General features: G+C 68.8%; 26 protein-coding genes. 12 read left to right on the forward strand and 14 right to left on the reverse strand.

Going from position 1 to position 24,339, the window contains the following annotated elements; genetic code table 11:
• The first annotated feature begins 12 nt into the window (after window positions 1-12).
• A complete protein-coding gene (locus tag Q0599_RS12810; RefSeq protein WP_298829980.1) occupies window positions 13-1,404 on the forward strand; it encodes an L-serine ammonia-lyase in 1,392 nt (463 codons plus the stop codon).
• On the opposite strand, the gene Q0599_RS12815 is transcribed toward Q0599_RS12810, so the two are convergent.
• Complete coding sequence (locus tag Q0599_RS12815) at window positions 1,405-1,878, reverse strand: nuclear transport factor 2 family protein (protein ID WP_298829981.1); 474 nt, start codon at window positions 1,876-1,878, stop codon at window positions 1,405-1,407.
• 94 nt (window positions 1,879-1,972) lie between these two features.
• Here Q0599_RS12815 and Q0599_RS12820 point away from each other — a divergent pair, with 94 nt between their 5' ends.
• From Q0599_RS12820 to Q0599_RS12855, 8 genes are all read left to right on the forward strand, one after another.
• On the forward strand, window positions 1,973-2,647 hold the full coding sequence (locus Q0599_RS12820) for a response regulator transcription factor (protein WP_298829982.1): 675 nt from the start codon (window positions 1,973-1,975) through the stop codon (window positions 2,645-2,647).
• A 7-nt stretch (window positions 2,648-2,654) separates the two neighbouring features.
• Entirely contained in the window at window positions 2,655-4,103 is a 1,449-nt protein-coding gene (locus Q0599_RS12825; protein ID WP_298829983.1) for a sensor histidine kinase, read from the forward strand.
• Window positions 4,104-4,241: 138 nt separating this feature from the next.
• Window positions 4,242-5,486 carry an ABC transporter substrate-binding protein gene (locus tag Q0599_RS12830; RefSeq protein ID WP_298830465.1) on the forward strand — a complete coding sequence of 415 codons (1,245 nt, stop codon included), beginning with the start codon at window positions 4,242-4,244 and terminating at the stop codon, window positions 5,484-5,486.
• A 152-nt stretch (window positions 5,487-5,638) separates the two neighbouring features.
• Window positions 5,639-6,484, forward strand: a complete 846-nt coding sequence (locus Q0599_RS12835; RefSeq protein WP_298829984.1) for a carbohydrate ABC transporter permease — start codon at window positions 5,639-5,641, stop codon at window positions 6,482-6,484.
• Window positions 6,481-7,356, forward strand: a complete 876-nt coding sequence (locus tag Q0599_RS12840) for a carbohydrate ABC transporter permease (protein ID WP_298829985.1) — start codon at window positions 6,481-6,483, stop codon at window positions 7,354-7,356. Before Q0599_RS12835 ends, Q0599_RS12840 begins: the two co-directional genes overlap by 4 nt.
• Window positions 7,357-7,361: 5 nt before the next feature.
• Entirely contained in the window at window positions 7,362-8,426 is a 1,065-nt protein-coding gene (locus tag Q0599_RS12845; RefSeq protein WP_298829986.1) for an ABC transporter ATP-binding protein, read from the forward strand.
• Window positions 8,427-8,496: 70 nt separating this feature from the next.
• Complete coding sequence (locus tag Q0599_RS12850) at window positions 8,497-9,954, forward strand: TldD/PmbA family protein (protein WP_298829987.1); 1,458 nt, start codon at window positions 8,497-8,499, stop codon at window positions 9,952-9,954.
• Window positions 9,951-11,285 (forward strand): metallopeptidase TldD-related protein, encoded by a 1,335-nt coding sequence (locus Q0599_RS12855; protein WP_298829988.1) that lies wholly within the window; start codon window positions 9,951-9,953, stop codon window positions 11,283-11,285. Before Q0599_RS12850 ends, Q0599_RS12855 begins: the two co-directional genes overlap by 4 nt.
• Here the strand turns inward: Q0599_RS12855 and Q0599_RS12860 are convergent.
• From Q0599_RS12860 to ccmA, 8 genes are read right to left on the reverse strand one after another with little or no spacing between them, the layout of a single operon-like run.
• Window positions 11,275-11,742, reverse strand: a complete 468-nt coding sequence (locus Q0599_RS12860; protein WP_298829989.1) for a cytochrome c-type biogenesis protein — start codon at window positions 11,740-11,742, stop codon at window positions 11,275-11,277. The genes Q0599_RS12855 and Q0599_RS12860 overlap by 11 nt on opposite strands.
• Entirely contained in the window at window positions 11,735-12,265 is a 531-nt protein-coding gene (locus tag Q0599_RS12865) for a DsbE family thiol:disulfide interchange protein (RefSeq protein ID WP_298829990.1), read from the reverse strand. The genes Q0599_RS12860 and Q0599_RS12865 overlap by 8 nt, the downstream gene beginning before the upstream one ends.
• Entirely contained in the window at window positions 12,262-14,235 is a 1,974-nt protein-coding gene (locus tag Q0599_RS12870) for a heme lyase CcmF/NrfE family subunit (RefSeq protein WP_298829991.1), read from the reverse strand. Before Q0599_RS12870 ends, Q0599_RS12865 begins: the two co-directional genes overlap by 4 nt.
• Window positions 14,232-14,696 (reverse strand): cytochrome c maturation protein CcmE, encoded by a 465-nt coding sequence (gene ccmE, locus Q0599_RS12875; protein WP_298829993.1) that lies wholly within the window; start codon window positions 14,694-14,696, stop codon window positions 14,232-14,234. Before ccmE ends, Q0599_RS12870 begins: the two co-directional genes overlap by 4 nt.
• A 7-nt stretch (window positions 14,697-14,703) precedes the next feature.
• The gene (gene ccmD / locus Q0599_RS12880; RefSeq protein ID WP_298829994.1) at window positions 14,704-14,868 is read right to left on the reverse strand and encodes a heme exporter protein CcmD; all 165 of its coding nucleotides are present in this window, start codon (window positions 14,866-14,868) and stop codon (window positions 14,704-14,706) included.
• Window positions 14,865-15,620, reverse strand: coding sequence for a heme ABC transporter permease CcmC (ccmC, locus tag Q0599_RS12885; protein ID WP_298829995.1), 756 nt, complete (start codon window positions 15,618-15,620; stop codon window positions 14,865-14,867). The genes ccmD and ccmC overlap by 4 nt, the downstream gene beginning before the upstream one ends.
• A 7-nt stretch (window positions 15,621-15,627) precedes the next feature.
• Window positions 15,628-16,296 carry a heme exporter protein CcmB gene (gene ccmB / locus Q0599_RS12890; protein ID WP_298829996.1) on the reverse strand — a complete coding sequence of 223 codons (669 nt, stop codon included), beginning with the start codon at window positions 16,294-16,296 and terminating at the stop codon, window positions 15,628-15,630.
• Entirely contained in the window at window positions 16,293-16,943 is a 651-nt protein-coding gene (gene ccmA / locus Q0599_RS12895; RefSeq protein ID WP_298829997.1) for a cytochrome c biogenesis heme-transporting ATPase CcmA, read from the reverse strand. Before ccmA ends, ccmB begins: the two co-directional genes overlap by 4 nt.
• Window positions 16,944-17,072: 129 nt before the next feature.
• Here ccmA and Q0599_RS12900 point away from each other — a divergent pair, with 129 nt between their 5' ends.
• Window positions 17,073-17,495, forward strand: coding sequence for a cupin domain-containing protein (locus Q0599_RS12900; protein WP_298829998.1), 423 nt, complete (start codon window positions 17,073-17,075; stop codon window positions 17,493-17,495).
• Here the strand turns inward: Q0599_RS12900 and Q0599_RS12905 are convergent, their stop codons facing one another.
• A complete protein-coding gene (locus Q0599_RS12905; protein WP_298829999.1) occupies window positions 17,496-18,233 on the reverse strand; it encodes a glutathione S-transferase family protein in 738 nt (245 codons plus the stop codon).
• A gap of 115 nt (window positions 18,234-18,348) precedes the next feature.
• Between Q0599_RS12905 and Q0599_RS12910 the strand changes: the two genes are divergently transcribed.
• Window positions 18,349-19,566, forward strand: a complete 1,218-nt coding sequence (locus Q0599_RS12910; protein WP_298830001.1) for a polyhydroxyalkanoate depolymerase — start codon at window positions 18,349-18,351, stop codon at window positions 19,564-19,566.
• A gap of 37 nt (window positions 19,567-19,603) precedes the next feature.
• On the opposite strand, the gene Q0599_RS12915 is transcribed toward Q0599_RS12910, so the two are convergent.
• From Q0599_RS12915 to Q0599_RS12930, 4 genes are read right to left on the reverse strand one after another with little or no spacing between them, the layout of a single operon-like run.
• Window positions 19,604-20,620, reverse strand: coding sequence for a TRAP transporter substrate-binding protein (locus Q0599_RS12915; RefSeq protein ID WP_298830002.1), 1,017 nt, complete (start codon window positions 20,618-20,620; stop codon window positions 19,604-19,606).
• Window positions 20,621-20,660: 40 nt separating this feature from the next.
• Window positions 20,661-21,953 carry a TRAP transporter large permease subunit gene (locus tag Q0599_RS12920; protein WP_298830003.1) on the reverse strand — a complete coding sequence of 431 codons (1,293 nt, stop codon included), beginning with the start codon at window positions 21,951-21,953 and terminating at the stop codon, window positions 20,661-20,663.
• A 5-nt stretch (window positions 21,954-21,958) separates the two neighbouring features.
• Window positions 21,959-22,459 (reverse strand): TRAP transporter small permease subunit, encoded by a 501-nt coding sequence (locus Q0599_RS12925; protein ID WP_298830005.1) that lies wholly within the window; start codon window positions 22,457-22,459, stop codon window positions 21,959-21,961.
• The gene (locus tag Q0599_RS12930; RefSeq protein WP_298830006.1) at window positions 22,456-22,962 is read right to left on the reverse strand and encodes a gluconokinase; all 507 of its coding nucleotides are present in this window, start codon (window positions 22,960-22,962) and stop codon (window positions 22,456-22,458) included. The genes Q0599_RS12925 and Q0599_RS12930 overlap by 4 nt, the downstream gene beginning before the upstream one ends.
• 166 nt (window positions 22,963-23,128) lie before the next feature.
• On the opposite strand from Q0599_RS12930, the gene Q0599_RS12935 reads away from it, so the two are divergent.
• A complete protein-coding gene (locus Q0599_RS12935) occupies window positions 23,129-24,154 on the forward strand; it encodes a LacI family DNA-binding transcriptional regulator (protein ID WP_298830008.1) in 1,026 nt (341 codons plus the stop codon).
• The last annotated feature ends 185 nt before the right edge of the window (window positions 24,155-24,339 follow it).

The following is a 24,339-nucleotide window of genomic DNA, read 5'->3' on the forward strand; positions in this document are numbered from 1 at the left end:
GCCGGCACGCTCATGGCCGTCTCGGTGTTCGACCTGTTCAAGATCGGCATCGGCCCGTCGAGCTCGCACACCGTCGGCCCGATGCGTGCGGCGCGACTGTTCGCGCTGCGCCTGCAGCACGACGGCCAGCTCGGCGCGACGGTCCGCGTGGTCACGCGGCTGTACGGCTCGCTGGGCGCCACCGGTCGGGGCCACGGCAGCGACAAGGCGGTGCTGCTCGGCCTGCTGGGCCACGAGCCGGACAGCGTGGACGTGGACAGCATCCCGGCGCTGCTGCAGTCGGTTCGAGGCTCGGGCAGGCTGAACCTGCTCGGCGCGCACACGATGGCCTTCGCGGAGAAGACCGACCTGATCTTCCATCGGCGCGAGACCCTGCCCTTCCACGCCAACGGGATGCGCTTCGAGGCCTTCCACGCTACCGGGGCCGTGCTGGCCGAACGCAGCTACTACTCGGTCGGCGGCGGCTTCGTGGTCAGCGAGGAACTGGCGGCCGACGGCACCAAGCACAAGGCCATCGCGCCCGATGCCACGGTGCTGCCCTTCCCCTTTCGCAGCGGCGCGGAACTGCTGGCTCTGGCCGAACGCCAGGCCTGCAGCATCGCCGAGCTGATGCGTCGCAACGAACGCCACTGGCGCGGCGACGCCGACATCGACGCCGGCCTGCTGCGCATCTGGGCGGTGATGCAGGCCTGCGTGAAGCGCGGCTGCGAGACCGGCGGCACGCTGCCCGGCGGCTTCCAGGTGCGCCGGCGCGCGCAGGACCTGCACCGCCAGCTGTGCAGCAACCCGGAGGCCGCATTGCGGGATCCCCTGCAGGTGCTCGACTGGGTGAACCTCTACGCACTCGCCGTCAACGAGGAGAACGCCGCCGGCGGCCGCGTCGTGACCGCGCCGACCAACGGCGCCGCGGGCATCGTGCCGGCCGTGTTGCACTACTACGCGCGCTTCGTCCCTGGCGCCGGGCAACGCGGCGTGATCGACTTCCTGCTCACCGCCGCGGCGATCGGCATTCTCTACAAGGAGAACGCCTCGATCTCCGGCGCCGAGGTCGGCTGTCAGGGCGAGGTGGGTGTGGCCTGCTCGATGGCGGCCGGCGCACTGTGCGCGGTGCTGGGCGGCACACCGGCGCAGGTGGAAAACGCCGCCGAGATCGGCATGGAGCACCACCTCGGGCTGACCTGCGATCCGGTCGGCGGCCTGGTGCAGATCCCCTGCATCGAGCGCAACGCGATAGCTGCCGTGAAGGCGATCAACGCCGCACGCATGGCGCTGCGCGGCGACGGAAACCACCATGTCAGCCTGGACAAGGTCATCAAGACGATGCGCGAGACCGGCGCCGACATGATGTCCAAGTACAAGGAGACCGCGCGCGGCGGCCTCGCGGTGAACATCGTCGAGTGCTGATCAGCCCGCTGCGAGGCTGCGCCTGAACGCCTCGAGGCTCTTCGCCGCCCGCGCCCTGACCTTGCCCTTCAGGAAGCTCGACCAGCCGAGCAGCAGCCCGGGCAGACCCAGCGCCTGCCGCGCCCAGGCCCAGAAGTCGAAGCGGTCGACATGCCGCACGATCAGTGCGTCGCGGAACTCGAAGCGGGCGTCGATGCGGTTGAGCACCCTGCGCCCGGTGGCGCTGAACGTGTAGCGCGCGTCCCAGTGGGCGCGGCCGCAGCGGTCGTCGGCCTCGATGCCGCTGGCGTCGACGCTCAGGTCGCGGCCACTGGTCACCAGCATGCGCCACATCGCCCCGGCGTCGGCGCCATGCAGGTCGAAGACTTCATCGCTGAAGTGCACCTCGGGGTGGTAGCAGGCCGCCATGCCGGCCCAGTCGCGCCGCGCGAAGGCGGCATAGAAGCGCTCGATCAGCTGCGCGTGGGGGTGCATCGCAGGGGCTTTCAGAAGCGGTCGGGGCGGCAGTGTCGCACCGCCGGGTATTCAAGGAGAGTTAATTCTTCGTTAATCCGTTAAGCTTCCGGGCATGAAACTGCTGCTCGCCGAGGACGACGCCATCCTGGCCGATGCGCTGAGCGCCAGCTTGGCCAAGGCCGGCTTCGAGGTGGAGGTCGCGCCGAATGGCGCGGTGGCCGAATTCCTGCTCCTGCGTCAGCATTTCGACGTCGGCGTGCTCGACCTCGGCCTGCCCATGGTCGACGGGCTGACCGTGCTGAAGCGGGTGCGCGCCGCCAAGCCGGCCCTGCCCATGCTGGTGCTGACCGCACTGGACGGGCTGGAGCACCGCGTCGCCGGGCTCAACGCCGGCGCCGACGACTACCTCACCAAACCCTTCGACTTTCCCGAGCTGGAGGCACGCATCCGCGCCCTGCTGCGCCGCACCCGCGGCGGACCTGCCTCGTCGGCACAGCAGCTCGGGCGCTTGAGCTTCGACCGCGACGCCCGCCGCGCGACCATCGACGGCACCCTGATCGACCTGTCGCCGCGCGAGTGGATGCTGCTCGATCTGCTGCTGACCCAACGCGACCGCGTCGTCACCAAGGACCAGATCGCCGAGAGCTGGTCCGTCGAACGCAGCGAGTCAGGTGCCGGCTCGATCGAGGTCTACATCCACCGCCTGCGCCGCAAGCTCGAGGGTTCCGGGCTCGCCATCCGCACGGTGCGCGGCCTCGGCTACCTGCTCGAGGAAGGCGACGCGTGAGCCTTCGATGGTCGAGTCTCTGAAGCACGCGCTGCGCCGCCTTCCCGGCGTCACGCCGGGCACCAGTTCGCTGCACCGCCACCTGCTGATGTGGCTGCTGCTGCCTCAGCTGGTGCTGTGGCTGGCCGGCGCCTTCTTCACCTACAACCTCACTGCGCGCTACGCCAACCAGGCCATCGACGCCTCGCTGTCGACCGCGTCGAGGGCGCTCGCACGCCAGGTCAAGCCGATCGGCAACGGTCTGTTCATCGACTTCCCACGCGCTGCGCAGGACATCATCGAGGCCGACCCGGACGACCGCGTCTACTACATGGTGAGCACGCCGCCGGGACAGTTCATCCTCGGCAACCACCGCCTGCCGCCGCCACCGGCGATCGATTCGCCACGCCACGGCCAGCCGTACTTCTACGACGGCACGATGGGCGAGGGCAGCCTGCGGCTGGACGTGCGCGTGGCCGCGCTGTACCTCTCCTACGGAGAAGCGGACACGCCGCAGAGCATGCTCGTGCAGGTGGCGCGCAGCCGCGCCAGCCGCGAGCAGCTCGCCGGCCGCATCCTTCTCGACACCGCGTTGCCGCTGTCGGTGCTGATCGCGCTGATGTCGATGATCGTCTGGGCCGGCATCCGCGCCGGCCTGGCGCCGCTGGCGCGCATGCGTGCATTGGTCGAGGACCGCGCGCCCAACGACCTGGCCCCGCTGAAGCTGGAGGCGGCACCACGCGAGGTGCATGCGCTGGCCAAGGCGATCAACACCCTGCTCGCCGCGGTGCACGAGAGCGTGAGCGGCCAGCGCCGCTTCATCAGTGACGCGGCGCATCAGCTGCGCACGCCGCTGGCGGGCCTGAAGAGCCAGACCGAGCTGGCGCTCGACGAGGCCACCGACCCGGCGCTGCGCGCCCGGCTGCTGCGCGTGCACGAGAGCGCCACGCGCAGCGCGCACCTGGTCAACCAGTTGCTCACGCTGGCGCGAGCCGAGCCGGAGTCCGCCGCAGCGCAGGGCCGCTCCAAGGTGGAGCTGGTGAAGCTGGCCGGCGAGCTGACCGCGGAATGGGTGCCACGCGCGCGCCATGCCGGTGTCGACCTCGGCTTCGAGCACGGCGGCACGGGCCCGATGACGGTGATGGGCAATCCGCTGCTGCTGCGCGAGGCCATCTCCAACCTGGTCGACAACGCGATCCGCTACGCCGGACGCGGCGCATGCGTCACCGTGCGCGTGCGCGCGCTCGGTCAGGACGCGTTGGTCGAGGTGGAGGACAACGGCCCCGGCATCGCCCCCGCCGACCGCGAGCGCGTGTTCGAGCGCTTCGCCCGCGCGACGATGCAGGGCGACGGCTGCGGCCTGGGCTTGGCCATCGTCAAGGAGATCGCCGAGCGCCACGCCGGCCAGGTGACGCTCGAAGGCGCGGTGCCGCGCGGCCTGTGCGTACGCATGCGGCTGCCGCGCCTCGCGGCCTGATCGACGCCTGGGCACCTAGGGAAAGTCCGGGGTGAACGTACTCTTGTTGAAACATTAACGCCTCTTTAACATCGGGCCCGCTTGATTCAACAAGCTGAACATTTCCTAAACCGGAATCCTGAGGAGACAAGAATGTCGATGACCCGCATTTCCCTGTCGCTGGCCGCTGCCGGCCTGATGAGTGCCAGCCTGGCCCGGGCGGGCGAGGTGGAGGTGCTGCACTGGTGGACCTCGGGGGGCGAGGCCAAGGCCGCCGCCGAGCTGAAGGCGTCGATGCAGAAGAAGGGTCACACCTGGAAGGACTTCGCGGTCGCCGGCGGCGGCGGTGACGCCGCGATGACGGTGCTGAAGTCTCGCGTGGTCTCGGGCAACGCCCCGGCCGCCGCGCAGATCAAGGGCCCGTCGATCCAGGAGTGGGCGCGCGAAGGCGTGCTGGCCAACATGGACAGCGTCGCGCAGGCCGAGAAGTGGGACGAGCTGCTGCCGAAGGTCGTCGCCGATGGCCTCAAGTACAAGGGGCACTACGTCGCTGCGCCGGTCAACGTGCACCGGGTGAACTGGCTGTGGGCCAACCCCGAGGCGTTCAAGAAGGCCGGCGCCAAGATGCCGACCACCTGGGACGAGTTCTTCACCGCCGCCGAGGCGCTGAAGAAGGCCGGCATCGTCCCGGTCGCACATGGCGGCCAGAACTGGCAGGACTTCACCACCTTCGAGAGCGTGGCGCTCGGCGTGGGCGGCGCGGACTTCTACAAGAAGGCGATGGTTCAGCTCGATGCCGGCTCGCTGAAGAGCCCGACAATGGAGAAGGTGCTGACCACCTTCAAGAAGGTGAAGAGCTACACCGACAAGAACGCCCCGGGCCGCGACTGGAACCTGGCCACGGCAATGGTCATCAAGGGCGAGGCCGGCATGCAGCTGATGGGCGACTGGGCCAAGGGCGAGTTCATCGCCGCCGGCAAGGCGCCAGGAAAGGATTTCGTCTGCGTCGCCGCCCCCGGCACGGCCAAGTCGTTCACCTACAACGTCGACAGCTTCGCGCTGTTCCAGCTCAAGGTCGCGGCCAACCAGAAGGCGCAGCAGGACCTCGCCGCGGCGATCATGTCGCCCGAGTTCCAGGAAGTGTTCAACCTGAACAAGGGCTCGATCCCAGTGCGCCTGGGCATGAAGCTGGACAAGTTCGACGACTGCGCGAAGACCTCCGCGGCCGATTTCGTGGCGAGCAACAAGGCCGGTTCGCTGGTGCCCTCGATCGCCCACGGCATGGCCGTGCCTTCGGCTGTCGAAGGCGCGATGAAGGACGTCGTCTCGCAGTTCTGGAACGACGACAAGATGACGGCGGCGGCGGCGATGGACAAGCTGGCCGCGGCAGCGAAGACCAAGTAAGACACCGCGTCCACCGTCCGGGGCGCGGCCGCGCCGCGCTCCGCCCTCCCCTCCATCCTGAAGAGGTGGATCCGATGTCCTCACCCGCCCTCGGCGCGGGCGGCGCTCGCTCGACTGCGTCCGTCTCCGCCGCCGCACGACTGTCCGAGTGGATGCCCCGCCTCGTCCTGGCGCCCTCCTTCGTGGTGTCGTTCCTGTTCATCTACGGCCTGATGGCCTGGAACGGCTATCTCTCGCTGTCGGCCTCGCGGCTGCTGCCGAACTACGAGTTCGTCGGCATCGAGCAGTACGTCACCCTGTTCGAGAGCGAACGCTGGTGGGTGGCGCTGAAGAACCTGGCCATCTTCGGCGGCCTGTTCATCTTCCTCGGCATGGCCATCGGGCTGCTGCTGGCCATCCTGCTGGACCAGAAGATCCGCACCGAGGGTGCGCTGCGCACCATCTACCTCTACCCGATGGCGCTGAGCTTCATCGTCACCGGCACCGCCTGGAAGTGGATCCTCAACCCCGGCCTCGGCCTGGAGAAGGTGATGCACGAGTGGGGATGGACGAGCTTCGCCTTCGACTGGCTGATCAACCCCGACCGCGCCATCTACACGATCGTCATCGCCGGCGTCTGGCAGAGCAGCGGGTTCGTCATGGCGCTGTTCCTCGCCGGACTGCGCGGCATCGACGACTCGATCCTGAAGGCCGCGCAGATCGACGGCGCGAGCCTGCCGCGCATTTACTGGCGCATCATCATCCCCAGCCTGCGGCCGGTGTTCTTCTCGACGCTGATGGTGCTGGCGCACCTGGCGATCAAGAGCTTCGACCTGGTGATGGCGCTGACTGCCGGCGGCCCCGGCTTCGCGACCGACCTGCCGGCCACGTTCATGTACACGATGGCGTTTTCGCGAGGCCAGATCGGTCTGGGTGCCGCCTCGGCGACGATCATGCTGGCCACCGTGGCGGCCATCGTCGTGCCCTACCTCTACTCCGAATTGAGGGCCAAGAAATGAGTGCCGCGACCGTTTCCCCGTCCCGCTTCGACTGGCAGCGCGCGGCGCTGTGGTCGGTGCTGCTGCTGTTCGCGCTGTTCTACCTCCTGCCGATGTACGTGATGGTCACGACCTCGCTGAAGGACATGGCGCAGATCCGAGAGGGCAACCTGCTGTCGCTGCCCACCGCACCGAGCTTCGACGCCTGGAGCAAGGCCTGGAGCCATGCCTGCACCGGCGTCGACTGCGGCGGACTGCGGCCCTTTTTCATGAACTCGGTGGTCATGGTCATCCCGGCGGTGCTGATCTCCACGCTGATCGGTGCGATCAACGGCTACGTGCTGTCGAAGTGGCGCTTCCGCGGCAGCGAGCTGGTGTTCGCGCTGATGCTGTTCGGGGTCTTCATGCCGATGCAGGTGGTGCTGCTTCCGATGAGCCAGGTGCTCGGCTGGCTGGGCCTGGCGAGCTCGCTGTGGGGCCTGGTGCTGGTGCACGTGATCGCCGGCATGGCCTCGACGACGCTGTTCTTCCGCAATTACTACGTCGGCCTGCCCGACGAGCTGGTGCGGGCGGCGATGCTCGACGGCGCGGGCTTCTGGCGCATCTTCTTCCGCATCATCCTGCCGCTGTCCACGCCGATCACCGTGGTCACGCTGATCTGGCAGTTCACCAACATCTGGAACGACTTCCTCTACGGCATCGTCTTCACCGGCGCGGACAGCAAGCCGGTCACCGTGGGCCTGAACAACCTGGCCAACACGACGAGCTCCGTAAAGGAATACAACGTGGACATGGCCGCGGCGATGATCGCCGGCCTGCCCACGCTGATCGTCTACATCGTCGCAGGCAAGTACTTCGTGCGCGGCCTCACCGCCGGCGCCGTGAAAGGTTGAGCATCATGGGCGCACTATCAATTCGCAACGTCCGCCGCAGCTACGGCAACGTGCACATCCTCAAGGGCATCGACGTCGAGGTCGAGGCCGGCGACTTCCTGATCCTGGTCGGGGCCTCCGGCTGCGGCAAGAGCACGCTGCTGAATATCATCGCCGGACTCGACAAGCCGACCGAGGGCGAGATCCACATCGGCGGGCGCGACGTCACGCACGCGCTGCCCAAGGACCGCGACATCGCGATGGTCTTCCAGAGCTACGCGCTGTACCCGAACATGAACGTGGCGCAGAACATCAGCTTCGGTCTGGAGATGCGCAACGTGCCCAAGCACGAACGTGACGCGGCGATCCAGCGCGTGTCGAAGATGCTGCAGATCGAGCACCTGCTCGACCGCAAGCCCGGCCAACTCTCCGGGGGCCAGCGTCAGCGCGTCGCGATGGGCCGCGCGCTGGCGCGCAACCCGACGCTGTTCCTGTTCGACGAGCCGCTGTCCAACCTCGACGCCAAGCTGCGCGTGGAGATGCGCGCCGAGATCAAGCACCTGCACAACAAGGCTCAGGTGACCACGGTCTACGTCACCCACGACCAGGTCGAGGCGATGACGCTGGGCGACCACATCGCGGTGATGAAGGGCGGCCTGATCGAGCAGCTGGGCTCGCCCGACGACATCTACAGCCGGCCCGCGACCCGATTCGTGGCCGAGTTCATCGGCTCGCCGGCGATGAACATCGTCAGCGGCGAGCGCGCCGCCAACGGCTTCGCCTCGCACGGCATCGACCTCGCGCTCACGGACGAGCAGCGCGGCGCCGTCGGCAATGGCCACGCCGACGGCATCCTCTACGGCCTGCGCCCCGAGGCGTTGACGCTGAGCGACGCCGGCCTGCCTGGCACGATCAGCCTGCTCGAGCCGACCGGGCCCGAGACCTACGTCCTGGTCGAGACCGCGATGGGCAAGATGATGGCGCGCGTGCCCGGCAAGGTGCACCAACAGGTCGGCGAGACGGTGCACCTGAGCTGGTCGGCCAACGACGCGCATCTGTTCGACGCGAAATCCGAGCGCCGCGTGTCCTGACATTCGCGGATGGCGACGGGCAGGGCGCGCGTACACTGCAGCGCACACGCTGCTGCAGCCGCGCGCCGCCATGCTCGACCGCCTCGACACCTTGACGCAGCGCGTCGCCCCCTCGGACGCGCGCTGGACGCTGCGCGCCGTCGACGAGACCTGCGAGACGCTTCAGGTCCGCCAGGACGTCGCCGAGCCGCCGCAACGCAGCCGCGATGCCGGCGCGATGGTCAGTGTCGCCTTCGGCGGCGGGCTGGGGCATGCGGCCACGGCCGACCTCAGCGAGAGCGGCCTGGCGGAAGCGTTCGATTGCGCCCGTCGCCTCGCGGCCGCAACCGCCGGGCGCATGGTCTTCGACCCGGCCGGACTGCCCAGCGTGACGGCGCGTGGCCGCTACGACGGCGCCGTACAGCGCCCGGTGCGGACGACGAGCCTGGGCGAGCGGCTGGCCCTGCTGCGAGAGGTCTGTGCCTCGGCGCAAGCTGATGCACGCATCGTCGACCGGTCGGCGAGCCTGCTCTCGGTCGAGGCAGAACAGCTGCTGCTCACCAGCGACGGCGGGCGCAGCGAGCAGCGCTGGAGCGCGACCATGCCGCACGTGCAGGCCACCGCGCACGTGGCCGGCGTGACGCAGACGCGTTCCTCGGCCGGCCAGTACAACGGCTGGTGCCAGCAGGGCGGGTTGGAGGTGCTCGAACGCGCGCGCTTCGCCGACGAGGGGACGCGCGTCGCGGCCGAGGCGATCGAGCTGGCGCTGGCCCGGCCCTGCCCCGGCGGCGAGATGGACGTGCTGCTCATGCCCGACCAGATGATGCTGCAGATCCACGAGTCGATCGGCCACCCGCTGGAACTCGACCGCATCCTCGGCGACGAACGCAACTTTGCCGGCACCAGCTTCGTCACGCTGGACATGTTCGGGCGCTACGCCTACGGCAGCGAGTTGCTCAACGTCACCTACGACCCGACCCGGCCCGAGCAGATCGCCAGCTTCGGCTTCGACGACGAAGGCGAGCCGGCACGGCGCCGGCACCTCATCGAGAACGGCCTTCTGGTCCGGCCGCTGGGCGGCGCGGTCTCGCTCGCGCGCGCCCATGCCACGCACCCGGACCTGGAAGGTGTGGCGACCGCGCGAGCGAGCAGCTGGAACCGCGCGCCGATCGATCGCATGAGCAACCTGAACATCGAGCCGGGCGCGTCATCGCTGGACGAGATGATCGCCAGCATCGAGCTGGGCGTGATGATGCGCACCAACGTGTCGTGGAGCATCGACGACTCGCGCAACAAGTTCCAGTTCGGCTGCGAGTGGGGCCGCATGATCCGCGGCGGCCGGCTCGCCGAGGTGGTGCGCGACCCCAGCTACCGCGGTGTCAGCGCGACCTTCTGGCGCTCGCTGGCCATGGTCGGCGACGACGGCACCTACGAGGTGATGGGCACCCCCTACTGCGGCAAGGGCGAGCCCTCGCAGATGGTCCGCGTCGGCCACGCCTCGCCGGCCTGCAAGTTCAGCCGCGTGGCGGTGGTCGGAGCGCCGGCATGAGCGGGGTCTCGCGCGACCACTTCGACGCGCTCGCCGAGACGGTGTGCAATGCCGCGCGCGCCGGCGAACGCAGCTCGCTGCTGCTGAGCGCCGAGTCCTCGGACTTCGTCCGCTTCAACCGCGCCGCCGTTCGCCAGGCCACGCACGTCGAGCAGGCCATGGCCACCGTCGCGCTCACGCGGGGAAGGCGTCGCGCGGAGAGCCGCATCACGCTGACCGGCCGCCTGGACACCGACCGTGCGGCGCTGCTGCGCGAGCTGGAGGCATCGCGCGCCGTGCTGCCCGACCTCTGCGACGATCCCTACCTGCTGCTGCCCGAGACGCCGCTGCACAGCGTGCGTCACGAGACCGGCACCCTGCCTTCCGCCGCGCAGCTGGTGGAGGGTGTGTGCGCGGCCGCCGCGGGGCTCGACTTCGTCGGCTTCTATGCCGGCGGGCCGCTGATTCGCGCGTTCGCCGACAGCCTGGGCACGCGGCACTGGCACCACGTCGAGTGCTTTCACTTCGACTGGTGCCTCTACCACGCGGCCGACAAGGCGGTGAAGGCCGTCTATGCCGGCGCGCAGTGGCACGGCGACGAGTTCGCCCGCCGCGTCGCGGAGAGCGCCGCTCAGCTCGGCCTGCTCGCGCGACCGCCGCGCACGCTGCAGCCGGGCGCCTACCGTGCCTGGTTCGCGCCGACGGCGGTGGCCGAGCTGCTCGGAGCCCTGAGCTGGGGCGGTTTCGGCCTGAAGGCGCGGCGCACGGGCACCTCGAGCCTGATGCGCCTGGCGCATCGCGACGAAGTGCTGCACCCGGACGTCAGCCTCTTCGAGCACACGGCGCACGGCAGCGCGCCCGCCTTCACGTCCGAGGGCTTCAGCCGACCCGAAGGGGTGAGCCTGGTCGAACGGGGGCTGGCCACCGGCACGCTCGCCAATGTGCGCTCGGCGCAGGAGTACGGCGTGCCGGCCAACGGCGCGAACGCGCAGGAATATCCCGAGTCGCTGTCGCTGCTGCCTGGCCGAGTGCCGGCGGCGCTGGCGCTGGCGGCGCTGGGCACGGGCATCTGGGTCAGCAACCTCTGGTACCTGAACTACTCCGACCGCCAGGCCTGTCGCATGACCGGCCTGACGCGTTTCGCCTGTCTGTGGGTGGAGGAGGGGCAGCCAGTCGCGCCGATCGGCGTGATGCGCTTCGACGACTCGTTCCTGCGCATGTTCGGCACGGGTCTGGTCGGCCTGGGCGATCGTGCCGAGCTGATCGCCGAGAGCGGTACCTACCTCGAGCGGCAACTCGGCTCGACGAGCACGCCAGGCGCGCTCGTCGATGGCTGGAAGCTCACCCTCTGACCGCCTGGCCCTGATCGCCCTCTTCCGGCTGTTCCGGCTCGAAGCGATCGTCCGGCAGCTTGCTGCGGCGGCGCAGCACGACGATCAGCACCACCACGCCGCCGACCAGCAGCACGGCCGGCCCGTACCACAGCAGCGTGGTGGTCGGCTTCACGGGGGGCCGGTAGAGCACGAAGTCGCCGTAGCGCTGCGTCATGTAGTCGAGGATCTGCGCCTCGCTCTGACCTTTCTGCAGCATCTCGCGCACCTGGTTGCGCAGGTCCTGCGCAAGGTCGGCATGCGAGTCGGCGATCGTCTGGTTCTGGCAGACGAGGCAGCGCAACTCCGCGGCGATGCGCATCACGCGCGCCTCGAGCACCGGGTCGTCGGCGGCGGGGGCGGCCTCCTTGGCCAGCACGCCCAAGGGCAGCGCCAGGCACAGCGCGAGCAGCCAGCGCGTCACGGGGTGGCTAGACATTCAGCTCCTTTAGCAGCGGCTCGATCTTCTTGTCGATGACCTCGTTGGTCAGCGGCCCGACATGCTTGAAGCGGATCACGCCCTGCTTGTCGACCACGAAGGTCTCGGGCACGCCGTAGACTCCGTAGTCGATGCCGACACGCCCGTCGCTGTCGAACAGCGAGGCCTCGTAGGGGTTGCCCAGCTGGGTGAGGAATGCCATGCCGGCAGGCCGCGTGTCCTTGTAGTTCAGGCCGTAGAGCGGTGCGAGACCGCGCTTGGCGAAACTGACCAGCAGAGGATGCTCCTCGCGGCACGGCGCGCACCACGAAGCCCAGACGTTGAGCACCCAGACCTTGCCGAGCAGCTCGTCGCGCTTGAGCTTCTGATCCGGTGCGTCGAGGCGGGTGAGTTCGAAGGCCGGCGCCGGCTTGCCGATCAGCGGCGAAGGCACCTCGCGCGGGTCCAGCTTCAGCCCGACGGCGAGGAAAGCTGCCAGCACCAGGAACACCGCCAGCGGGATCAGGAACTTGAGGACCCTCACGCGCTTGCCCCCATCGCCGCCGTTGCCGGCTGTTCGCTGCGCACCTTGGCACGGTAACGCCGGTCGGTCGCGGCCAGCAGGCCACCGAAGGCCATCAGCAGGCAGCCACCCCAGATCCAGTCGACGAAGGGCTTGACGTAGATGCGCACGATCCACGCACCCGGGCTCCCCTCCACCGGCTCGCCGAGCGAGACGTAGAGGTCACGCGTCAGGCCGGTGTCGATGTCGGCCTCGGTCATCGGGTTCTGCTGCACGCGGTAGACGCGCTTCTGCGGCCGCATGTCCAGGTACTTCTTTCCATTGCGCGTCACCTCGATCAGCCCTTCGGCGGCCACGTAGTTCGGCCCGTTGACCTCGCGCACGCCCTTGAAGGTAAAGGTATAGCCGCGCACCTCGGTGGTGTCGCCGAGGTCCATCTTCACGTCGCGCTCGACTTCGTGGCCCTTGACCATCGTCACGCCGATGATGAAGGCAGCCACGCCCAGGTGGGCGAGCATCATGCCGAACATCGCGCGCGGGATCAGCCTGGCGCGCTCCCAGGGGTTGCCGCCGCGAATTCGCTCGAGCAGGTCGGTGGCCACCGAGGCGACGATCCAGAAGGCCAGCGTCAGCCCCAGCGTGGCCATCAGGCCGATCTCGCCGGTAGACCACTCCACCGCGATCGCCGCCGCCACCGCCACCCCCAGTGCCCAGCGCAGCTTCGTCCACAGGTCGGGCAGCTCGGCCTGTTTCCAGCGCGCGATCGGGCCGACGCCCATGAGGAAGACCAGCGGGGCCATCAGCGGCACGAACACGGTGTCGAAGTACGGCGGACCCACCGAGATCTTGCCCAGGCCGAGCGCATCCAGCACCAGCGGGTAGAGCGTGCCGAGCAGCACCGCGCCGGTGGCGGCCACCAGCAGCACGTTGTTGAGCAGCAGCAGCGTCTCGCGCGACAGCAGCGCGAAACGCGCACCCAGGCCCACGCTGGGCGCGCGCCAGGCGTAGAGGGCGAGCGACGAGCCGATCACCACCACCAGGAAGGCGAGGATGAAAAGGCCGCGCGTCGGGTCGGTCGCGAAGGCATGCACCGAGCTCAGCACGCCAGAGCGCACGAGGAAGGTGCCGAGCAGCGACAACGAGAAGGCCATGATCGCCAGCAGCACCGTCCAGCTCTTGAAGCTGCCGCGCTTTTCGGTCACTGCCAGCGAGTGGATCAGCGCCGTGCCCACCAGCCAGGGCATGAACGAGGCGTTTTCCACCGGATCCCAGAACCACCAGCCGCCCCAGCCCAGTTCGTAGTAGGCCCACCAGCTGCCCAGCGCGATGCCGATGGTCAGGAAGATCCAGGCGACCGTGGTCCAGGGCCGCGTCCAGCGCGCCCACTGCGTGTCGAGGTTGCCGCCGATCAGCGCCGCCACCGCGAAGGCGAAGGCCACGGAGAAACCGACGTAGCCCATGTAGAGCATCGGCGGGTGGATCACCATGCCGGGGTCCTGCAGCAGCGGATTGAGGTCGCGACCGTCCGCCGCCGCCGGGATCAGCCGGTCGAACGGATTGGAGGTCAGCAGCATGAAGAGCAGGAAGCCCACCGAGACCAGGCCCATCACGGCGAGGATGCGCGCGAGCACCGGCTGCGGCAGGTGAGCGCTGAATCTCGCCACCGCGAGCTGCCAGACGCACAGCATCATCACCCACAGCAGGAGCGAGCCTTCATGGCCACCCCACACCGCCGCAATGCGATACGCCAGCGGCAGTTCGCTGTTCGAGTTGCTGGCCACGTAGATCACCGAGAAGTCGTGCTGCACGAACGACGCGGTCAGACAGGCGAAGGCCATGCCAATCAGCACGAACTGCGCGACCGTCAGCGGTCGCGCCAGCGCCATCCAGTCGCCACGCCCCTTCTGCGCACCGACCAGAGGCACGACGCCCAGGATCAGCGCCACGCCCAGCGCCAGCCAGAGCGCGAAATGGCCGAGCTCGGGAATCATTGTCCGGCTCCCTGCTGCACCACGGACTTGCCGACCTTGTCGTTGGTCTGCTGCGCCTGCTTCAGGGCTTCGGCCGCCTCGGGCGGCATGTAGTTCTCGTCGTGCTTGGCGAGCACTTCGCGGGCAACGAACACGCCGTCCTTCAGCTGACCCTGGGCGACCACGCCCTTGCCTTCCTTGAACAGGTCGGGAAGGATGCCTTCGTACTGCACCGGCACGGTCTTCGCGGTGTCGGTGACGACGAAGCTGACCTTCACGCCGTCGCGCTTGACGGTGCCTTCCTGCACCAGTCCGCCGATGCGGAACGTGCGGTTGGCCGGCGCTTCGTTGGCTGCGATCTGGGAGGGCGAATAGAAGAACACCAGGTTGCTCTGGAAGGCGTTGAGCACCAGCGCGGCGATCGCACCGACGGCGACGACGACGCCGCCGGCGATCGCCAGGCGCTTATGGCGGGGTTTCATGTCAGGACTACTCCTCGTTGAGATTGGCGGCTGCCCGCTTGGCCTGAGCATGCCTGTGGCGGGCCAGGATCGGTTCGATGACCATCAGCAGCGCGGTGGCAATGTACGAGCCCCAGACGTAGAGCCCGTAACCACCCATTGCGAAGAACTCGCTGGCGCTTGCCCAGTTCATGCCCCGACCCCCTGCTTGCGAACCATTTCCGTCACCCATTCCGTGTGCTGCTCGCGCTCGACCACGATCGCCCGCGTGCGCATGAAGACCACCGCGAAGGCATAGGCCCAGAACGCGAAGGTCATCAGCAGCATCGCCGCCAGCATGGTCTGCGCCATCTTCGGCGCCGCGGTCATGCTGATCGTGGCGCCCTGGTGGAGCGTGTTCCACCACTTCACCGAGAAGTAGATGATCGGCACATTGACCGCGCCGACGATCGCCAGCAGCGCGCCTGCCCGGTCGGCGCGACGGGTGTCGTCGATCGCGTTGACCAGGGCCAGGAAACCCAGATACAAAAACAGCAGGATGAGTTCCGAGGTCAGGCGCGCATCCCACACCCACCAGGTGCCCCAGGTCGGCTTGCCCCAGAAGGCGCCCGTCCACAGGGCCAGGAAGGTGAAGACCGCGCCGGTGGGCGCGATCGCCCGCGCCACCATCGAGGCCAGGCGGGCGTTGAAGGCCCAGCCGATCGCCGCCCAGAAGGCCATCACCAGGTACAGCAGCATGGACATCCAGGCGGCCGGCACGTGGATGAAGATGACCCGGTAGGACTCGCCCTGGGTCGCGTCGGTCGGCGCGACGAAGAAGCCGACGTACAGGCCGGCGACGGTCAACGCCAGGCAGACCGCCCACAACCAGGGGATCAGCATGCCGGTCAGCGCGTAGAAGCGTGGCGGCGACGAGAAGGTGAAGAAGGTCAGGCGGCCTTCCATGGGTGGTTCACTCCGTGGCAATGCGCAGCGCCGCGCCGGTCGCCAGCGGTGCCAGCAGCACCGAGGCGATCAGCAAGGCGCCGAGCAGGGAAAAATGGCCGCGTGTCGAGATGCCGGCCTCGGTGGCCGACACCGCACCCGCACCGAAGATCAGCGCCGGGATGCACAGCGGCAGGATGATCAGGATCAGCAGCACCGCGCCGCTGCGAAGGCCCAGCGTCAGCGCCGCGCCCAACCCGCCGAGCAGGCTGAGAATCGGCGTGCCCAGCAGCAAGGTCAGCGCCAGCGCCACGTTGGCCGGGCCACTGAGGTCGAACAGCACGCCGAACAGCGGCGCCGCCAGCACCAGCGGCGCGCCGGTGACGATCCAGTGCGCCAGTGCCTTGGCGGCGGCGATCAGCCACAGCGACTCACCCGACAGCAGCATCTGCTCGAGCGAGCCGTCGGCATGGTCGCCTCCGTAGAGCTGGGTCAGCGAGAGCATTGCGGCCAGCAGCGCGCAGACCCACACCACGCCCGGGGCGATCTGGCGCAGCGTCTGTGGCTCCGGTCCGACGCCGAGCGGGAACAGGCTGACCGCGACGAGGAAGAAGGCGATCGGCAGCAGCGCCTCGACGCGCCGCCGCGCCGCCAGCCGCAGGTCCCGCGCGACGATGGTGACGAAGGTGCTGCTCATTGCACACGGTAGGCATCGAGCTGCAGCACGACCGGCGCCGGCTCGCGCAGCGTCAGGTCGATGTGGCTGGTCAGCACCGCGGCGCCGCCGCGCGCCGCGTGGGCCGACAGCGCCGCGTCGAGCATCGCCGTGCCCTCGGCGTCCAGTGCGTCGTAGGGCTCGTCGAGGATCCAGACCGGAGCCGCCGCGTCGAGCTGCAGGCGGGCCAGGGCGACGCGGCGGCGCTGCCCCTGCGACAGCGTGCGCACCGCGGCGTGGCGGCGGCTGAACAGGCCGACGCGCCTGAGCGCCTCGCCGCAACTGGCCTCGTCACCCGCATGGCCATGCAGCCGGGCGAGGAATTGCAGCGCCTCCAGCACGGTGAGATCGTCCTTCAGCGCATTGGCATGGGCGAGGTAGCACAGCGAGCGGCACCAGGCCGCCCCGGCGCGGCGCAGCGGCTCGCCGCCCCAGGTCACGGCGCCCTCGGCGGGTGTGGACAGGCCGGCCAGCAGACGCAACAGGCTGGTCTTGCCGCTGCCATTGGGTCCGCGCAGCCAGACGATCTGGCCGCTCTTGAGTTCGAAGTCCAGGCCGCGGAACAGCAGCCTGTCGCCGCGGCGGCAGGCAAGTCGGCTGGCCGCGAGCGCGGGGCGGGGAGAAGGCACGGGAATGGGGCGCGAAACGCTGCAAAACCCGAATCATGCCGCAAACATCTTCGGCTTCCCTTATCGGGCATCAACTGGAACGGTTGATGCTTGCTGCGCTGGCTCACCAACCCGTGCGGAGCGCCTGCCATGCTCGACACCACCACGACTCTCTTCTCCCACGTCAAGCCCGGCGACACCGCCTGGCGCAGCGACGACATGCGCGACTTCTTCCTCTACAAGGACCTGGGCGTCGAGGCGGCCACGCACGGCCGCGTCATCGCGCAGCTGGTGAAGGCCAACATGGCACCCGAAAAGGGCACCGGATGGCACCGCCATGAAGCCGACTTCCACATCGTCATGATGACCAAGGGCTGGGCGAAATTCATGTACGGCGAGCAGGAGACGCTGGTTTCGGCCGGGGACTGCGTGCACCAGCGCCCCGGCATCGTGCACTACCTGTTCGACTACTCGCCGGACATGGAGTACATCGAGATCGTCGGCCCGGCTGACTTCAAGACGATCGACATGCCGGCGCCTTGCGCCGTGCCGGAGCCGTCGAAGTGGGAGTGATCAGAACTCCATGTCGAGTTCCTCGATCTCTTCGGGTTCGCTGCGCGCCGCAGCCACCCACTCCTGCATTTCCGGCATCGCCATGATGGTGCGGCAGTACTCGGTGCAGGGCTCGTTCAACTTGACGTCGTAGCTCAGGAAGCGCGTGACCACCGGCGCGTACATCGCGTCGGCCATGGTGCGCTGCTTGCCGAACAGGAACGGCCCGCCGTAGGTGGCCAGGCAGTCGGTCCAGATCTCGACGATGCGGTCGATGTCCGGCTGCGCGCCAGCCCAGATCCTGAAACCCGGGTGATGCGCCTTGAGGTTCATCGGCAGCGAGGCGCGCAGGTTGGCGAAGCCGGAGTTCATCTCACCGCTGACCGAACGGCAGTGTGCCCGTGCGATGCGATCTGCCGGCATCAAGCCTGCATCGGGGAAGATCTCCGCCAGATACTGGGCAATGCCCAAGGTGTTCCAGACCTTGGCACCCTCGTGCGTCAGGCAGGGCACGCGGATCGACGGTGCGAGCAGCAGCAGTTCCTTGCGAGCGTCCGCATCGTCCGGCGAGACCATCACCTCGTCGAAGTCCAAGCCGGCAAAGCGGCACAGCAGCCAGCCGCGCAGCGACCACGACGAGTAGTTCTTGCTCGACAGCGTCAGCGTCGCGCGCGGGCTGGCGCGGCGCGGCGCTGCCGCTGGCGCGGCCTTCTTGCGCGCGGGTGCCTTGGAGCGGGAGGGCGTGGCAACGGGCGGCATGGTGGAGGCCTGGGTCGAAGGAGGTGCCGTCGTCCGAGCAATCCACATGCCACATGTGGCGGCTTGGCGCGCAAGTTGCTCCCCTGGGGCTGGACCATCGCTTCGGGAGACCCGCTTGATGTACCACGCCTACCAGGCCCATGCGGACGTGATGTGGCCACTGCGGACGATGGCCCGCGCCGCGGTGCCGATGCTGCTGGACGACAGCCTCGGCCTCGGTGGCCACCCGCCGCACCGCCAGGTGGCCGCGGCCTGCGAGGTGATGCGGCTGGCCGAGATGACCCACCGCCGGCCCGACTGGGGCATTTCCAGCGTGCGGGCCCAGGGCCGCGAGTGGGAGATCGCCGAAGAGGAAGTCTTTCACGCGCCCTTCGGCACGCTGCGCAGATTCGTCAAGGTCGGCGCGCCGGCGCAGCCGCGCGTGCTGATCGTGGCGCCGATGTCCGGCCACTTCGCGACGCTGCTGCGCGACACCGTGCGCACCGCGCTGCAGGACCACGACGTCTACATCACCGACTGGCTGAATGCGCGCGACGTGCCGCTGTCCGAAGGCCGTTTCGGGCTGGATGAGTACATCGAGCACGTGATGCGGTTTCTCGAGGTCATCGGCCCCGGCGCGCACCTGATGGCCATCTGCCAGCCCTGCGTGGCAGCGCTGGCCGCCACCACGCTGATGTCCGAGGACGAGAACCCGGCCACGCCGGCCAGCCTGACGCTGATGGCCGGTCCGATCGACTGCCGTGTCGAGCCGACCGCGGTCAACAAGCTGGCGACGACCAAGCCGATCGAGTGGTTCGAGAAGAACCTGATCAGCCGCGTGCCCTGGCGCTTCCCCGGCGGCGGCCGCCGCGTCTACCCCGGTTTCGTGCAACTCACCGCGTTCATGAGCATGAACAAGGAGCGCCACCTGAATGCCTTCCGCGACTACTACGTCGCGCTGGTCGAGCAGGAGCACGACAAGGCCGAAGCCACGCGCACCTTCTACGAGGAGTACATGGCGGTGGCCGACCTGCCCGCCGAGTTCTACCTCGAGACGGTGCAGCGCGTGTTCCAGACCTACGACCTGCCGCGTGGCGAGCTGACGTTCCGCGGCCGGCGCGTCGATCCGTCGGCAATCCGCCGCACCGCGCTGGTCACCATCGAGGGCGAGCGCGACGACATCTGCGCCGTCGGTCAGACGCTGGCCGCGCAGGACTTGTGCAGCAGGCTGCGGCCCTACCTGCGCACCCACTACGTGCAGCCCGGCGTCGGCCACTACGGCGTGTTCAGCGGGCGCCGCTGGCAGCACCAGATCTACCCGCTGGTGCGCGATGTGATCCACGTCAGCGCCTGAACGCCCTGGCCGGCCGCACCCGGACCGGTTCGGCCGCTCACTTGCTGCGCAGCTTGACCAGCGCGGCCTGGGTCTCGTTCCACAGGTCCATGCCCACGTTGGCCGCGATCGAGGCGTTCACCTTGGTCAGCTTGTCGCGCATGCGTGCGGACTCGGCGGCCGGCAGTTCGTTGATCTGCATGCCTTTGGACTTCAGGTCGGCCAGCGCCTTGGCGGCCTCCTCGCGGGTGTCCTTGCGCTCGAAGTCGCGGCTGGCGCGGGCGGCGTCCATCAGCACCTTCTGCTCGTCCTTGGACAGGCCGTCCCACCACTTCTTGCTGACCATCACGATCCACGGGCTGTAGACGTGGTTGGTCACGCTGAGGTACTTCTGGACCTCGAAGAACTTGGAGGACAGGATGGTGTTGTAGGGGTTCTCCTGGCCGTCGACGGTCTTCGTCTCCAGCGCACTGAACAGCTCGGAGAACGGCAGCGGCACGGCGTTGGCGCCAAGCATCTTGAAGCTGTCGAGGTAGACGTTGTTCTGCATCACGCGCAGCTTGATGCCGTCCAGGTCCTCCATCTTCGTCACCGGCCGCTTGCTGTTGGTGAGATTGCGGAAGCCGTTCTCCCAGTAGACCAGGCCGACCAGGCCCTTCTCCGGCAGCTTCGCCATCACCTTCCCGCCGATCGGGCCGTCGAGGATGGCGTCGGCCTCCTTGGCGTTGCTGAACAGGAAGGGCGTGTCCCACAGCGCCATTTCCTTGGTGATGCCCACCAGCGTCGCGGTCGAGCCGACCATCATCTCCTGCGCACCGCCGATCAGCGCCTGCTGCATCTGCACGTCGGGTCCGAGCGCGGCGGCGCCGATGGCGCGCACCTTCATCTTGCCGCCAGAAGCCTTCTCGACCTGCTCGGCGAACAGCTTGACCGCACGGCCCTGGTTGCTCTGCTCGTTGAGGCCGTAGCCGAAGCGGATCAGCCGCGGCTTGATGTCCTGCGCGGCAGCGGCGAAGGGGGCGGCGAAGGCCGTTGCGGCAGCGGCGGCGACGAGGGTGCGGCGAACGAGGTTCACGTGGGTCTCCAGGGTGTGTGGGGTGAGGAAACGGTGCGGATCAGCGCATCCACGCCACTGGCGCGGTGACGATCTGCGGGAAGATCACGAACAGCACGAGGATCAGCGTGTAGGTGACGAGGAAAGGGTTCACGCCCTTGATCACCTGATGCAGCGACATGCGGCCGACGCCGGCGACGACGTTCAGCACGGTGCCCACCGGCGGCGTGATCAGGCCGATGGCGCCGTTGAGCACGAACATCAGGCCGAAGTAGACCGGGTCGATGCCGGCCTTGACGGCGATCGGCAGCATCACCGGCGCGAAGATCAGGATGGTCGGCGTGAGGTCCAGCGCGGTGCCGACGAGCACCAGCACGATCATCATCACGGCCATCAGCAGCTTCGGGTGATCGACCAGCGGGCCCAGCCAGCCGCTCAGCGTGGCCGGCAGGTCGGCCAGGGTGATCATGTAGCTGGCCACCGCCGCGCCGGCGCACAGGAACATCACGATCGCGGTGGTCTTGGCGGCGCGCTCGAGCACCCGGCCGATCTCGGCGAGCTTCATCTCGCGGTGCACGAACAGCGCGATCGTCAGCGCATAGAAGGCCGCCACCACCGCCGCCTCGGTCGGCGTGAAGATGCCGGTCTTCATGCCGCCGATGATGATGACGGGCATCAGCAACGCCCAGAAGGCCTTGGCCGAGGCGCGCAGGCGCGCCCGCATCGGCATCGCCTGTCCGGCCGGCAGGTCCAGCTTGCGCAGCGCCAGCTTCCAGGCGATGACCAGGCCGATGCCCATGATCAGCCCCGGCACGATGCCGGAGACGAACAGCGCCGAGATCGAGGTGTTGGTGGTGACGCCGTAGATCACGAAGGGCATCGACGGCGGGATGATCGGCGCGATGATGCCGCCCGAGGCAATCAGCCCACCCGAGGTGGCCATCGGATAGCCCTGGCGCTGCATCATCGGCAGCAGGATGGTGGCCAGCGCCGCCGTGTCGGCCAGCGCCGAGCCGCTCATGCTGGCCATCAGCACCGCCGCGCCGATGGCGACGAACCCCAGTCCGCCGCGGATGTGGCCGACCCAGGCCTGCGCCATGTCGATGATGCGGCGGCTGATGCCGCCGGAGTTCATCAGCTCGCCGGCCAGGATGAAGAACGGCACCGCCAGCAGCGGGAAGCTGTCGACGCCGGCCACCAGGTTCTGCGCCAGCAGCTGGGTGTCCCAGAAGCCGAGCACGTAGGCCATGCCGGCGCCGGTGAGCACCAGGGCCAGTGCCATGTTCATGCCGATGCCCATCAGCACCAGCATGCCGGCGCAGAAGACGAGGAAGGCCGAGGCTTCGGGAGACATGTTCATCACTCCACGTCGGCGCCGTGACCGAGGTCCAGCGGTTCACGACGAATCAGTTCGACCAGCGCCATCACGCCGATGGCGATGGCGGCGAGCAACGCCGGCAGCGGCAGCAGCGCGGTCGGGTAGCCGAGCACCACCGAGCGGCTGTCCATGCCCACCACCACCTGCTGCCAGGCCCCCCAGGCGAGCAGCGCACAGGCCAGCATCACCAGCAGGCGGATCAGCGCCGTCATGGCCGCCAGGGCCGCCGGCCGCCGGCGCAGCAGGCCGACCAGGCTGGTGAAGGCCATGTGCTCTCCGGCCGGGTAGGCGGCGGTGGCGCCGATGAACACCATCCAGACGAACAGCAGGCGCGAGAGCTCCTCGCTCGCGGCGATGCCGCTGCCGAAGCCGTAACGCAGCACGACGTTGACGAAGACGGCCAGCGCCATCACGCCGAGGCAGGCGGCCATGACGGCGTGGACGATGCGCTGCAGGCGCGGGCTGGAGGCGGACGTGTTCATGCAGGATCCGTCATGGCCAGCCAGGCGCTTACCTCGGCGCACAGCATGGGCAACGGGTGCAGCGCATCGACGCGCAGCACGCCTGCCTCGCCGACCGGCGACTCGAGCGTGGCGAACTGGCTGTCGACCAGGCTGCTGGAGAAGAAATGCGAGGCGGCCCGCTGCGCCACACGCTGCAGTGCGTCGCTCCGGCCGATGTCGAGGAAGACGAAGCGCAGGCCCGGGCGCGCTGCACGCAGCCGCTCTCGGTAGGCGCGCTTGAGCGCCGAGCAGGTCAGCACGGCACCGTCGGGACGGGACGCGAGCTGCCCGCCCAGGGTGTCGAGCCAGCCGTCGCGGTCGGCATCGGTCAGCGGGACGCCGCAGCTCATCTTGTCGCGACTCACCGGGCTGTGGAAATCGTCGCCTTCCACCAGCGGCAGCGACAGTGACTGCGCGAGAGCCTGCCCCAGGCTGGACTTGCCGCAACCGGCCACACCCATGATCACCAACCAGGATCGCATTTGGACAGCGCTATCCGTCAAAGTCAAAGAAAAGGACGGTAACGACTGCCGCTGGATTGCTGCCCGAGGTTCTTTGGGGCCAGAATCGGATCGGTTGCGTCCCGTCTTTGGATAGCGCTATCCTACTCAGTATCTGAACCGCTTCGATCCGTATTTACCCTAGGCCATGACCTCCCGCCCTGCCCGATCGCGTGCCACCGGCCGCGTCACCCTCGCCGATGTCGCCCAGGCGGCCGGCGTCAGCCCGATCACGGTCTCGAGGGCGCTGCGCGGCGAGCGCGCCGTCGACGCGGACCTGGTGGCCCGCGTGCAGGCGGCGGCGACCCGCCTCGGCTACATGCCCGACCCGGCAGCACGCGCCCTCGCCTCGCGCCACAGCACCCATGTCGCCCTGCTCATTCCGATGCTGTCCAACGCGCTGTTCGTCGACCTGCTGGAAGCGGTGCAGCGCACACTGCGCCCGGCCGGCTACCAGACCCTGATCGGCGTGACTCACTACGACAATGCCGAAGAGGAGCAACTGCTCAGAGAGCAGTTGCTGCACCGGCCGGCCGGACTGCTGGTGACCGGGCTGGAGCGCAGCGAGGCGGCGCGCCAGCTGATCGCCAGCAGCGGCGTGCCCTGCGTGCACCTGATGGAGACCAGCCGCGTCGAGGGCGTGCACTGCGTCGGCTTCTCGCAGTCCGACGCCGGCGCTGCGATGACGCGCCACCTGCTCGAGCGCGGCCACAGACGCATCGCGTTCGCGGCGGCACAGCTCGACGCGCGCACGATGCAGCGGCTCGAAGGCTGGCGGCGTGAGATGTCGGCTGCGGGGCGCTACGCGCCGACTCTCGAGTGGCTGAATCCGGCGCCCTCGTCGATTGCGCTGGGTGCGTTGATGTTCGAGCAGATCGCTGGTCAGACGCCGGCGGTCGACGCCGTGTTCTTCTGCAACGACGACCTCGCCCAGGGCGCGCTGCTCGCCGCGCTGCGGCTGGGCATCGCGGTGCCCCAGCGCATGGCCGTGGCCGGATTCAACGACCTGACCGGCAGCGACCAGATGTTGCCGCCGCTGACCACCGTGCGCACGCCGCGCGCCGAAATCGGCCTCGCGGCGGCGCAGATGCTGCTGGCGCTGATGCGCGGGCAGACGCCCGCGCAGCGCTGCGTCGACCTCGGCTTCACGCTGGTGCGGCGCGACAGCGCCTGAGGGCGCGGCTCGCCATGCCGGGCGCGGCGCCCAAGCCGCCCCTCGGACCGGCCGAAGTGCAACGGATCGAGGCGCGCCCGAACGAGGTGCGCCCCCCTGGAGACCCCGCTCAGCCAGCGCGCCGGGCAGGCCGAGCGCCACTTCGCGCTGGTCGAACTGGAGGGCACGCGCGTCGTCCAGGCAGC

It is taken from the genome of uncultured Piscinibacter sp. (assembly GCF_937952055.1).
Classification (GTDB): Bacteria; Pseudomonadota; Gammaproteobacteria; order Burkholderiales; family Burkholderiaceae_C; genus Piscinibacter.